This window comes from Metamycoplasma auris 15026 (assembly GCF_000367765.1).
Classification (GTDB): Bacteria; Bacillota_I; Bacilli_A; order Mycoplasmatales; family Metamycoplasmataceae; genus Metamycoplasma; species Metamycoplasma auris_A.
Window position 1 is genome coordinate 57,104 of the sequence record NZ_AORI01000005.1, and the last position, 13,572, is coordinate 70,675.

The 13,572-nt window shown below is 27.4% G+C and carries 9 protein-coding genes and 1 riboswitch; of the genes, 3 read left to right on the forward strand and 6 right to left on the reverse strand.

What is annotated here, in order from left to right:
• Nucleotides 1–298: 298 nt before the first annotated feature.
• From MAU_RS00970 to cypl, 6 genes are all read right to left on the reverse strand, one after another.
• On the reverse strand, nucleotides 299–2,971 hold the full coding sequence (locus MAU_RS00970; RefSeq protein WP_004423748.1) for a DUF885 family protein: 2,673 nt from the start codon (nucleotides 2,969–2,971) through the stop codon (nucleotides 299–301).
• A gap of 278 nt (nucleotides 2,972–3,249) precedes the next feature.
• Complete coding sequence (locus tag MAU_RS00975; RefSeq protein WP_004423750.1) at nucleotides 3,250–3,942, reverse strand: hypothetical protein; 693 nt, start codon at nucleotides 3,940–3,942, stop codon at nucleotides 3,250–3,252.
• A gap of 189 nt (nucleotides 3,943–4,131) precedes the next feature.
• The gene (locus MAU_RS00980) at nucleotides 4,132–6,933 is read right to left on the reverse strand and encodes a DUF885 family protein (RefSeq protein WP_238543383.1); all 2,802 of its coding nucleotides are present in this window, start codon (nucleotides 6,931–6,933) and stop codon (nucleotides 4,132–4,134) included.
• Nucleotides 6,934–7,076: 143 nt separating this feature from the next.
• On the reverse strand, nucleotides 7,077–7,712 hold the full coding sequence (locus MAU_RS00985; protein WP_004423756.1) for a hypothetical protein: 636 nt from the start codon (nucleotides 7,710–7,712) through the stop codon (nucleotides 7,077–7,079).
• A 149-nt stretch (nucleotides 7,713–7,861) separates the two neighbouring features.
• Nucleotides 7,862–9,523 (reverse strand): ABC transporter permease subunit, encoded by a 1,662-nt coding sequence (locus tag MAU_RS00990; RefSeq protein ID WP_004423759.1) that lies wholly within the window; start codon nucleotides 9,521–9,523, stop codon nucleotides 7,862–7,864.
• Nucleotides 9,523–10,662, reverse strand: coding sequence for an ABC transporter thiamine pyrophosphate-binding lipoprotein p37/Cypl (gene cypl / locus MAU_RS00995; protein WP_004423763.1), 1,140 nt, complete (start codon nucleotides 10,660–10,662; stop codon nucleotides 9,523–9,525). The genes MAU_RS00990 and cypl overlap by 1 nt, the downstream gene beginning before the upstream one ends.
• Nucleotides 10,663–10,692: 30 nt before the next feature.
• Nucleotides 10,693–10,780: riboswitch (TPP riboswitch) on the reverse strand.
• Nucleotides 10,781–10,937: 157 nt separating this feature from the next.
• On the opposite strand from cypl, the gene MAU_RS01000 reads away from it, so the two are divergent.
• The 3 genes from MAU_RS01000 to MAU_RS01010 are packed head-to-tail and all read left to right on the forward strand — an operon-like array spanning nucleotide 10,938 to nucleotide 13,564.
• Nucleotides 10,938–11,270, forward strand: a complete 333-nt coding sequence (locus tag MAU_RS01000) for a hypothetical protein (RefSeq protein ID WP_004423766.1) — start codon at nucleotides 10,938–10,940, stop codon at nucleotides 11,268–11,270.
• Nucleotides 11,263–12,603: a hypothetical protein gene (locus tag MAU_RS01005; RefSeq protein WP_004423768.1), complete on the forward strand. Its 1,341-nt coding sequence runs from the start codon at nucleotides 11,263–11,265 to the stop codon at nucleotides 12,601–12,603. The genes MAU_RS01000 and MAU_RS01005 overlap by 8 nt, the downstream gene beginning before the upstream one ends.
• Entirely contained in the window at nucleotides 12,596–13,564 is a 969-nt protein-coding gene (locus tag MAU_RS01010; protein ID WP_004423770.1) for a lactate/malate family dehydrogenase, read from the forward strand. Before MAU_RS01005 ends, MAU_RS01010 begins: the two co-directional genes overlap by 8 nt.
• Nucleotides 13,565–13,572: the final 8 nt, after the last annotated feature.

Consider the following 13,572-nt stretch of genomic DNA (forward strand, 5'->3'; position numbering starts at 1 on the left):
AAAGGTGTTTAGTTATTTAAGAAAATCTTAATTTTTAAAACTTTCTTTAACTACTTTGTGAAAAATGTCTATATAATTGATTTCTTTATTCAATTGTTTCGTAGATTCAATATATATTTATATTCTATCTATCTATACAAATATTATCATTTTAAAAATAAATTTATAAAAGTTAAAAATTTGACTAAATGCAAGTTTGTTTTTAAAATGATAATTTGTGGTATTAATAACTTATATAAATAAAACAAGAAAGGGATTTTGGCTTCCTTTCTTGTATTTTTTTGTTTCTATAAAACAATTATAGATTGTAGTGTAGTTTTACAATTTCTTCTAGAGCACCAAGTGGTAAAGCACCAGTTTCTAGAATGATGTTTGTAAATTCTTTAATGTTTTCTTTGTTTTCAACAAATGCTTTTCTTGATAGACCTTTAGATTTTCTTACAGCATCATATAGTTTTAGCATGCTTTCTTTACCTGTGTTATATGAAACTGATTGACCTGGGTTATTTAGATAACGTTTAGATTCGGCAGCGATGTCACCAACACCTAAAGCAGAATTTTCTTTCATGAATTTTCTTATATCTAAAATAGATGCATTTGCTGGAAGTTCCTTATTAGGTTCAACACTACCATGGAAGGCATTATCTACTGCACGACGCATATTACGTAATTGTGCTTCGTTTAGAGCTCCATAGTATTGAAGAATATTAGTTAATTCAGCTGCTTTTAGAGTGTGTTCTTTTTCGTCCTTAACTTCTTTACCATTAGCAGCTATATCTCAGTAAACTCCACCATGTAAGGTTTTCATTTCTTTGATTTCATCAGCTGTAACATCTTCTTTTTTATCTGCCTTAATGAAACTTGTTATACCATGCGATTTCTTGAAACTTACTGGTAAAGCATAGTAGTCTTCAGAATTAAAGTCAGGAGTTCCATATAGTCCAGCTTCAATACCAAATCATTCCATGAATAGAGCTCATCCTTCAATGTATGAAGTGTAATCGAAAATGTTTCCAATAGTATGACCATTGATTTTTTTTAGGAATTTGTCAGCATATGTAACTTGGTTGTGGTGTCCCATAACACTTTCGTGGTTAGCAAATGATGTAACAGATCATTTTGGTAAGCTATAATATGGGTCAGGGTTGAAAATGAAGTAGCCATTGTAAGCACCAACACCAGAGAATGTACGTTTGCTAAATTCATATGCTCTAATGTCATATTCTGGAACTTTTTGTGCAAAGTAGCTATATCCATGATCAATGGTTCTTTGTTTAAATTGCTTGTAAGCCTTGAATGCTTCTAGAGCACCATAGTAGAATTGTTTTTCTGTAATTGTTCCGTATTTTTTATCTGAGCCTTTTAATGATTCATATTTTAAGTTCTTTAATGCTTCAATGGAGTCTTTTAGATTAGAATCGTCTACCAACTCCTTCATCTTAGTTTCGGTGTAGTATTCTTTACCTTCCCGACCAAAGAAGAATCTTTCTTGGTTCATTCATTTATTAAATTCACCAAGATTAATTTTTCCTTCTTTGTCACGGATATTAAGTTTAAGATCTTCTACCTTATCACCACTTAAACCTTTTGGATTATATTTAATTGTAGGAGATCATTCGGATTTATCATCACCTGTAATTAGGGTAGCCACAGCTTTTGCAGCTGCTTCCATATTATGAACTGCAGTTTTTGTAGTTTCGTAACCTGAATCATAAACTTCTTGTGAAGTTTCATTGTTGGTTGTTGACATTTTTAGAATAATGTCATATAGTCTCTTACCTGTTGTAGTTTTTTCAGAACCTTTAATTGAACCTATGCCAACATCTTTTGCTTCAAGATCTTTTTGAGTTAAACCTAAACCATAAACAAGCTTGCCATCAACTTCAATTGAATCTTCAAGTTCGTTAATTTTATTTTTATTAGAAACTTTAAGTTCTTTAATATTTTCACCAAGGCCATGATCTGCAGCCGCGTAGTACTTACTTACATAAAATTCGTGGAATTTTTTCAAGTTTTCATCAACTGTTTTGCTCTTCTTAATAATATTTAAAACAGTTTCTTCTTTATCACCGTTAGAATCTTTAACTAATTCCTTCAATTCAGTTGTATAATGATTACTTAAAATTGATCTAATGTTGTTTTTAATTACTACTTTAGATAAAACAACATTAGATTTGATTCCCTCTTCTAGGTTTCTTTGAAGTTTAGGAGCTTCTTCTTTTGTAATATCATTAATTGTTTCATAGAAAGAGTTTAATGGATATGATGACGCAGGTCCACCTTTTAGATATCCACCAATTAAACGAATTTCAGATTCGTATAAACCTTTAGAAATGTCTCATTCTTCCTTTAGCCCACTAGCTCAAGCCGTTGAAGTAACATTAAGATTTCTTTTTTTAATTTTTTCTAACTTAGAAATTCAGTCTGTATAGAAAGCAATAACTTTAGCTGATTCTTCTTTTGTTGGGAAGTTTACATCAATAGTTTCTGCTAGTTTATCCTTTGATGCTAAAAATTTTTCATATTGTGAAGTTATGTATAATGCAGTTAAATCAATAATATTTTGATTTACTTGACCATAACCTTTAGTTGCAACTTCTTCTAAAACTGGGAAAATAAGTTCATCAAAAACTTTTTTATTTTCAGATTCTAGTTTCTTTATTTCTTTGTCTAAAGAATCTATTTGAGCTTGAAGTTTTTTCTTTTGTTCTCCGTCTTCTTTTGTTTTATCAAGTTCAGCTCTTACTTTTTTTAGTTCTTCATTTTTTGCTTCTAAAGCCTTGTTTGTTTCTTGTGTTTTAGCCTTAAATTCTTCGTTTTTTAGATTATATTTATCAATTAATCGTTTATTTTCTTTTGCAAATACACCTTGCTGAATGCCATAAGGTATTAATGCAAATGCCACAGGGGCAATAATAACACCTGAAACTATTCCAGTTAGTATCAACCCTTTTTTAGTTTTTGGTGACATATTTTAAATGTATATGATAGAATATAACACTGTATTTTATTTTTTGATTTATTTGTGTTATTCTATCGTATAAACTTCTCTCCTCTTTTAATTTTGTAATACTTTTCAGATAACTTTGTATTTAATATTTATATTTTTGTTAATATTTTCTCTATACTTTAAATCCTATTGTTATCCTTATATTAATAATACAAGTAAAAATCAAAAAAAAGAAAAAAAGGCTTCTTGTCAATGGTACTCAATCATGATTGATAAGATATAGCCTTTTTTCTTTACTTTTATTTTAATTCTAGTTTGCTATGAGCTTCTTTGGTTGAAACATATTCGTCATTAATTTTTTTAACTCAGTCAGCTCAAGTTTCTTCTTTTGTTTTATTGATATCCAAATTTGATTTTCTTATTTTGTTAAATGTTTCAGTTCATTTCTTATAAAACTTAAGAACTTCTTCTGATTCTTGTTTGTTTTTTGGGCTTTCCAATTTGATTTTTTTAGCTAATTCGTTTTTAGTGTTTTCAAATTCCTTGCTTTTAGTTTCAAGATAAATTTTTGTTCTTTCTAAAATACTATCACTATCAATTCCATAGCCTTTAATAGCGCTTTCTTCTAAAACTGGGAAAACAATTTCATTGTATACTTTTTTGTTTTTAGTATCTAATTCAAAAAGTTCTTTTTTAAGGGCTTCTAATTGATTGGAAAGTTCTTTTTTCTTAGTTTCTTCTGTTTCTTTAGTTATCTTTTCATTAATTTCTTTGATTTTTGCTTCTTTTTCTTTTAAGGTTTTTTCATCATCTTTAATTTTTAATTTGTATTCTTCATTTTTTAAATTGAATTTATCATCCAATCTTTGATTTTCTTTTTTAAAGATTGATTTCTGAATTGCATAAGGAATTACTGCAAATGCCACTGGTGCTAAAATTGCAGCTGATGCAATGCTTGTTCATTTTAGTGCTTTTTTAGATTTGTCTGTCATTTTTCTCCTTACTTATTTTTTTATCTAAATTGCCTTAATGTTTTTGTTAGGTATTGTTTAATTAATGCTTATTGATAAGTAATAATGCACTCAAACAAAAAAAAAAAAAAAAGGCTTAAGAGGGGTATATATCAGGTCTTTATTGATTAATCTTAAGCCTTTTTTTGCTTAATTTAAGGCATTTTTTTATTATTTAATGTTGTAATGGTAGTTAATTATTTCTTCAATAGTTGCTAAAGGAAGAGCTCCTGTTTCAAGTAATAAATTAAAGAATTCTTTGATTGCTTCTTTGTTTTCTAAAAAGTCTTTTCTTTTTAGATTTTTTGCTTTTCTAACTTTGTCATATAAGTTTAAAAGAGCTTCTTTACCTGAATTATATGAAGTAGCCTGTCCTGGGAAATTTAGATAACGTTTTGATTCTGAAGTAATATCTCCTACTCCAAGAGCTGAGTTTTTAGTTAGAAATTCTCTAACTTGTTTAATTGAAGCATTTTTTGGAAGAGAAGATTCTCCTTTGATTTCTCCATGGTAAGCTGTATCCACTGCAAGACGCATATTTCTAAGTTGTGCTTCATTTAAAGCACCATAGTATTGAAGCATATTAGTTAGTTTAGCTGTTTTTAGAGCGTGTTCTTTTTCATCAGTTATATTTGTTTGTCCATTAGCAGCTAAAGTTCAATAAACACCACCATGTAATTCTTTTATTTGTTTAATATCTTCGTTTGTTATTTTATCTTTAGTTTTGTTTCCAATGAAATATGTAATTCCATGTGAGTATTGAAAATCTTTAGGTAAAGAATAGTAGTCTTCAGATTCAAAGTCAGGGGTTCCATATAGTCCAGCTTCAATACCAAATCATTCCATGAATAGAGCTCATCCTTCAATATATGAAGTGTAGTTAAAAATGTTGCCAATGGTTAGATTATTAATTGTTTTTAGATATCTTCTAGCATATTGAATTTGGTTATGATGTCCCATAACACTTTCGTGATTTGCAAATGAAGTAACTGATCATTTAGGTAAACTGAAGTATGGATCAGGGTTGAATACAAAAGCACCTGTTGTTCCTTTTTCAATATTGTCATCAGGTCTTTCTTCTCCTACACCTGATTCAGTACGGTATTTGAAATCATAAACATTGATACCATACTTATCAACTTTTTTATCAAAGAAACTAAAGCCATAGTCCATTGTAGCTGCTCTAAATTGATGGTAACCTTTAAATGCTTCTAGGGCTCCTAAATAAAATTCTTTATTAGTAATAGTTCCATATTTTTCATTCGCATTTTTTGCATCAATTAAATGTGCATAACCTAATTTATTAAAGTTAGAAATTGATTCTTCTAAGGATTTTTCTTTTAAAAGAGATTCTTCTTTTTCCTTGGTATAGAAATTTGATCCTTCTCTACCAAAGAAAAATTGTTCTTGGTTCATTCATTTATTAAATTCAGTTAGATTAATATTTCCTTTATCATCACGGATTTTAACTGTTAGATCTTGTACACTTTTTCCAGCAACACCATCAGGATTATATTTAATAGTTGGTTCTCATTTACTATTTTCATTTCCTGTAATTAACTTCGCAATGGCTTTGGCAGTTGCTTCCATATTTTTAGTAGCAGTAGTTGTAGTCTTATAACCTGCTTCAAAAATTTGTTGAGATGAATTATTAGTTGTTGTTGACATTTTTAAAATAATGTCATAAAGTTTTTTACCATTTGTGCTACTTGCTGAACCTTTAATTGCATTGATACCAACATCATTTGCTTCCAAGTCTTTTTTTGTTATTCCTAGTCCATAGATTAAAACTTTTTTATCATTGTTATCAATAAGTTCAATTGTATCTTCAACTTCATTTGTTACATTAGTCTTATAAACTTTTAGTTCTCTTATATTTTCGCCAAGTCCATGATCTGTGCTTTCATAGTACTTATTTACATAGAATTCATGAAACTTCTTAGTTTCTTCATCAAGGTTTTTATTTTGTCTAATGATATTAGTTAGTGATTCTTCTTTTTTATTGGAAGAAATAAACTCAAGTAATTCTTTTGTATAGAAGTTTTTTAAAATGGAGCGGATGTTATTTTTGATTACTACTTTAGATAAAATAACATTCTCTTTAATTCCTTCTTCAAGATTTCTTTTTATCTTTGTGGCTTTTTCATTCGTAATATCAACAAAAGAATTTGCAAAGGAATTGATAGGATATGCACCTTCAGGAGCAAATGAAAGTTGTCCTCCAATCAATCTTATTTCAGATTCATATAATTCTTTAATAATTTCTCAACTATATTTAAGTCCACTAACTCATGCAATTGAAACTTGATTTAAATTATCTTTTTTAATTTTGGATAGATTTTCAATTCATTTTGTATAGAAATCAATTGCTTTTTTAGATTCTTCTTTAGTTGGAAAATTTAAATCAATTTGATTTTCTAAGATTGACTTTTGAATTTTGAATAATTCATAGTTATTTACAATATATAAAGCAGTATCTTCTTTAATTTGAGTGATTAGTTTATCTAGTTCTTCTTTTAAATCCTTTAGTTCGCCTTCATTCTTTTTTGTAGCGATTTGTTTATTTATTTCAGCTTTTTTATTTTCTTTATTTTCAATTTCTTTTGAAACTAAAGAAACTTGTTTTTCATAAAAAGCTTGTTTTGCTTCTAAACTATTTTTATTAGCAAGACTTTTTTGAATTCCATAGGGAATTAAAGTCAAAGCAATTGGTGCTGCAATTACTCCTGAAATAATTCCAGTAATAATCAATCCTTTTTTAGCTTTTGGTGACATTTTATTGGCTTTTGCATTAAAAACAAATTTATAAATCGTTATTGATTTGCTTTGAAATGCAATTTCTCTCCTTGGTCTTATTGATTTTTTGTATTTATAACTTCAATACACTCTAAATTTTAAAGTTTTTTTATAATAACGTTTTTTAATGAGACTATAGAAAAATAAAAAATCATTGTTTTGAATAGGAATTTTCATAAAAATCATTGATTTTTTTAGAATTGGTTGAATAATAAAAATCAATACAAAAAAATGTAGCAATCCCTGCTACATTTATAAATTATAGAAATGATATTTATATAAAAAAAGCAATTTATTTTTCAATCTTAATATCAATGAGGTTATTTTTTCTTTAGTTCTTTTGTTAGTTTTTTAATTTCAGATTCTGTGCTTGGAATAAGAGTTTTTTCAATCTTTTGCTTTTCAAAAAGAGCCTTATCTAGGTCTTTAGCTATGTGAGAATCATTTCATTTTTTATAAAGTTTGTCATGTTCTTGTTGCATTTCTTGAAGTTTTTTAATGTTTTCTTCAGATGCATTTGATTCAACTTCTTTAATTAGTTTTTCTAAAGCTTCTTCTTGTTTTTTTAGATCTTCTCTTTCTTTTTCTTCTTCTTTTTTAAGTTTTTCAATTTCTTGTTCTAGCTTTACTAATTTATTTTTATAAGTCTCAAGTTGTTCTTTTAATTTTTGCAAAATAAGTGGTCTTTCATCTTCAATTGACTCATCATTCATTGGTTTATTTTCAGCATTTTCACTGTTTGAAGTGTTTAGTTCGTTAGATTTTTCAGCACTATTTTCTTCATTATTTCTTTTGTCAGATGTAGTTGAAGAAGGCGTATTTGTATTAGTGTTAGATGCATTTCAATTATTTGAAACTTCATCGTTATTTTTCTTAGTTTCACAGCTAGCTGAAAATAATGGAATTGAAGCAACTAAAGAAGAAATACTTACTAATAAAAGATTTTTTAATTTCATAATTGATAATTTCCTTTTTTATTTTTAAGATTGAAAAATTAAAACTTAAAAATAGTATCAAAAATTAAAAAAAGGAAATAAAAAAATACAAAAGAAACTTGTGTTGGTTTTTTTGTATTTTTTGTAACTTTAAATAAGTAAACTAATTCCTAAATTCATTTTTTGTGATTAAGTCTAAGTCTGATAACATAAGAGCTAAGGTTGAATATGGCTACAATAACAAAGCCAATTCATAAATAAATTGCGACATCATCAATTTCAGTTCCCCGATTTAAAACGGTGTTTTTTCCTAAACTTGAAGAAGTAAGGGAACCATAAGTGATGAAGTTTCTTGTGATTTTTTCAATTTCAAAAGTAATAAATGTAATGAAATCAAATTTAATAGAAGGTCTAATGAAGTTTCTATAGATTGAAAAATTGCTATATTGTTCTTTTTTAAGCTGCTTTATTTTTTGCTCATCAATATTGTTAAGACTTTGGTATAAAGTCCGACACAATGAAGAGGAGCTATGGATTGCAAAAGCAATAACAAAAGCAGCTTCAAAATGGTTAAATAGATTAGCAATTAATAAAAATAAAATTGTTATCGGAATTGTTCTTATAAGAATATTTAGATATTTATGGTATCAAGCAACATAGTTTCCTACTAAATTTCTTATTATAAGAAGCATCTGGAAATAAGAAATTACATAAGTTAGAATTGTAGTTAAAAAAACAAGTGCGAGAAATTGCAAAATAAGGAAAAAGATACCATTTTGCCCAAAAGTTCACTGAATTCTTGAAGAATTCGGAATAAACATACCTCTTATAAAGTCTCTAGGGCCATTTTTAAAGAATTTCTGATCGCTTATTTTGCTTAAGTCAATTATTGAATAAATGGCAATTATAAGCCCTAAAAGAATAAATAAACTAATAATAATTCTTTTAATACTTTTAGTTAGACTATATTGCTTATGATTAAGCGACTTAATTGTTCTAGATTGAAAAAGAAACTTATTTAGATGTTCAGTTACTAATTCTAAAAAAATTAAAAAGGTAACTAAAACAAAGAGCGGAATCATAAGCTGTGAGTAATTAACTGGACTGCCTCCGGGATTTAAAAGAAGTCCAATTCCAAGATGACTTAAACTTGTTAAAATCGTTGATCATCTTAAATTTGATTCAAATGAATAAATGAAATGATTGATAACTTTTTGTTTAATTTGCGGTCATATTTCAACAAAGAATGCATTTCATTTAGATTTCTTTATTTTTGTGATTTGAAAAAAGACACTAAAGTTAGCATTTTCAATTGTTTGGGATAAATACTCATGTAACCAAAGTCATGTAAATCAACAATAAATAAGATGGATTGCAATTGTTTTTTGAAAGGAAACTTTAAATAAATAAATAAAGAAAACTTCAGGAAAAATTCTTAAGAAAATAACGGCTGTTTTAATTGGAATTGCTACATACTTTGAATTCATTTTCAAATTCGAAAAATACGAAGTAAAAAGGGCAAAAATAAAGCCTATAAATGTACTTAAGAAAACTAATTTAATGCTGTTTCATAGAAATTCAATTGAAAGTACAAAAGCATTTGTTCCATATTCACTTTTAATATTAGGTTTAAAGAAATCAATGATGTTTGCAACAAATAATTTGCCTCCAGAATAACTAATGCTGAAGTTAATAATTACAATGGAGCAAATTATTAAGGCAATGATAATTAGTCAAATTAAAATACGCCAAAAAAGGCGCAATGGGCCTTTTTTGATTGTGTTATTTCCTATGTTAATTTGTTCTCTAAATAAATCTTTTTTTATATTCATTAGTCTTTAAATACTTCGTTATATGGGTCAATAACTTCTTTTTGTAAGTCATTTATTTTAATGTATCCATTGAAACCTACTATTGGGCCATAGTCATCTTTATTTTCTTTTGCAAGATTTACAAAGACATCTTGTAAGGCCGCAATTTCTTTTTCATTAAACATTTTTTTATCTACTGCAATAACATTGTATGGAATTTTTTCAGTTGCAGTTAGAAATTCAATTTGGGAATTATCCTCAGGTGTATAGAAGTGTTTGCCTATACTATTGTTAGTGTAAGCAAATGATCCTAAGTCATCAAACACTATATGAAATTGTTTTATTGCACCTTGACCAATATTTCTTGGCTTAACATCGTTACCACTTGTTATATATTTATCATTAGCTTTTAATTTATCTTTTTTAAATGATTCAAATTTATTTTTGCCAAAGTGTTTTCTAAATAAAGCTTCTTGTCATATGTATTTAGAACCACTATCTTCACTACTTGTTACGATACCAAAGTCTCTGAATTTTTCTCAATCTTTAGATTCTCAAGCTTCTTTAATTTGTTTTCTTGTTTGTTCATCTCCATGAATCATTACTAAGCCACGGTAGTATGGAACAATTTTGCTATCGTCATAAAATTTTTGGTAGATTGAACCATTTCATTTATATTCTTTATCTGTTCATTCTCCATATTTTTTTTCAGCAAATAATTTATGAGCTTCCTTAGCTAAAAGTCTTAATGGATCATCTTCTTTTCCATCTTTGTATTTGATATCTTTTGTTTCATCTGCATCAAATTTAAATGCTTTTGTTGCAGTTTGAAGAATTGGAATTACGTTATCCATATGTTTGTTTTTGTATTGTTTCACATATAGTGGTGTTGTAATTACAGCAATGTTATGCGAACCCTTAGCAATTGTGCTGGCTACGTCTGTGTTTTCTCCTACATAAGAAACACTAAATGAACTTTCTCCATTTGTTTTTTTGTTAAATTCATCAGTTAAAAGTTTAAAGAATTCATGTCCATCTTTTTTACCAGATCATGGTGCATTAACAGCAAACTTTAATTCCTTCTTAGTATTACATGAAGCCGCTACTAATGGTAAGGAAACCAATGCTGCTGACAACATAAATAAATTTAATTTTTTCATATAAAAATTCCTTTCAAAAATTGAAAGAAATGCTTAAAAAAAGAAACTCACTACGCTAGTATTAACTAGATCAGCTAATGAGGGTATTTCTCAGCCTTAAGCACCCCTGTTCTATATATAATTTTATGCCAAAATCTTTTAAATTCTGGATGTTATTTTAAATGCATTAATTAATCTTTTAAGCTTAATAATAGAGTATATAATATAAGTTATATTTTATTGAGTATCTATTATATTGTTATTGAATTATTTTAGTTAGAAAGGAGTCAATAAAAATGAGTTATTTTGTTGGACAAATTATTCATGCAAAAGTTTTAAGGGTTTCTAAAAATGTAATAACTTTTAAAACTGAACAAAATGTTATTTGCTATTTGAATATTTCAGAAGTAAGTGACTATTATGTAAGAAATTTATCTTCTATGTTTAAAGTCAATGAAATTAAAGAATTAAAAGTCATTGAAATTATGCCAAATAAAGAATTGGTTGTATCATTCAAACAAATTCATCCAAAAGAATTAAGAAATCCATTTGATTTTATTATTGATACTGACACAGCGCAATTTAGTGGATTATTGGAATTTGTAAACAAGGAAATTGAAAATGATTAAAAGTAAGATTGAATTTAATTGTGATAAGACAGTTGCAAAAAAAGCCTTTGAAAAATATAAAGATGTAGTTGCATCTCTTAATAAAAAAATTAAATCTAGTCGTCTAAATGGCCAAAATAATCTGAATTTTTTAAATATTAAAAAGAATTATCAAAGTAAAGAGATTGATAAATTATTTAAGATTCGCAAATTCTTTGAAGAAGAAAAAATTGAAACTTTAGTTGTTATTGCTCCTGAATATATTTGTATGCAATCTCAATCATTAATTGATTTGTTTTTACCAATTGAACTAAAAAATCGCCGTGCAATTGAAATTATTTATGTTAATGAATCTTATATGGGAATTGATGTTGCAAAATTAATAAAATATCTTGAAACAAAACGTTTTGCTATTAATGTAATTTCAAAAAATGGCGATGATTTAGAAACACTAATTATTTTTAGAGAACTAATTTCCCTTTTAAATAATAGGATGGGTAAAACCAATGCATCTAAATATATTTATGTTACAACAAATAATAACTATGGTAGATTATTCAATTGAGCTAGAACAAAAAAATATACTCAATTAGTACTTCTAGATAATATTCCTGAGCGCTTTTTAAATTATTCTCCTGCAGTACTGCTTCCTTTAATCACTGCGAATATTGATATAGAAGCATATCTACAAGGAGCAACAGAAGCTAATGAATATTATGAAAGTGCTTCATTAGAAAATAATGTTGCTTATCAATACGCCTTGGTGCGTTATTTGTTTACAAAAATTGATATAGATAAAGGATATAAAGATCTTTTTACAAATGAAAATATCTTAGTGACTTCAAAGTCACATAAGCAACTAGGTGAGTTACTTGTTATGTATCTAAATGCGACTACATACAAAAAATACCGTGGTATCAAGGCAAATTTATATGTAAGTCCAAGTCAAATAAAAAAAGAAACAAACCTTTTTTTAGATCGTCAGCAACAAATGCTAGATACGCATCTTTGAATTAGAAATTTACCACTTGATTTCAATCCAAGCATTATGGATGATAAAGACTTAAATGACTTAAGTTATTTAATGAAATATCCTTATAACAAAATTGGTAGTTTTATCCATGATGTAGTTATTGATTATCATTGATCAATCAATATTCCTTATGTAGAAATTATTATTGAGGATTTAAATCCAAAAACTCTTGGCTGAATTATTTCATTTATGCATCATGCTTGCTTAATGTCAGCATATTTAATGGAAATTGATCCATTTGAAGATGGCGGACTAAAAAGTTATAACATTGAATTAACAAAGAAATTTACAAAAATAATGGGAGAAAATGAAAATGAATAAAATTGGAATAATTGGAGTTGGAGCTGTTGGTTCATCATTTTTATATGCCGCCCTTAATAAACAAATTGAAGCTGACTATGTTTTGGTAGATGCTTTTTTTGATTATGCAAGCGCGCAAGCTAAAGACTTAAATGATGCAGCCTGCTCAATGGCTAATAATGGCTCGAAATTTATAGCAGGAAGCTACTCTGATTTAAGTGATGCGCAAATTATTGTTATTACTGCTTCAGTAAAACCTAAAGAAGGAATTTTAAAAGATCGTCTTGAGCTTTTGAAAGATAATGCCAAATTAATTAGAGAAATCGGACTTAAAATCAAAGAATCAGGTTTTAAGGGCATTACAATTATTGCTTCAAATCCTGTTGATATTATGGCGAGTGTTTATGAACAAGTTACACAATTTGACCCTGCTTTTGTAATTTCATCTGGAACTATTTTAGAAACTGCAAGAATGAAAAAATTTTTATCTGAAAAAATTAATGTTAAGGCTGCTTCTATTACTGGATTTGTAATTGGTGAACACGGGGCTAGATGCCTAATTCCTTTTTCTAAAATGCGTATCGGACTAGGTTCTTTAAAAGATTGACTTGCAAATGGTACTATTAGTCATGAATGACTTGATAATTTAAATCAAAAAGTAAAAGATGAAGCTTTTGAAATTATTAGTGGTAAAGGAATTACTAATTTTGGAGTAGGAGAAAATTTAGCTGAAATAGTCCAAGCAATTTTAACAGATCGCCAAATTGTTTATTCCTTAGGTGTAAAACTTCCACAAGAATATAAAAATGCTGGCATTTATTTTGGACTTCCTGTAATTTTAGGTAAAAATGGCTACCGTCATTTACCTAAAATTAGATTAGAAGAAGATGAACAAAAAATCTTTGATGAATATTCATCTGAAATTAAGCAAACAATTATTGATCTACTAAATAATTTAGAAATCAAACACAATCTAAAATAAGCTTACAA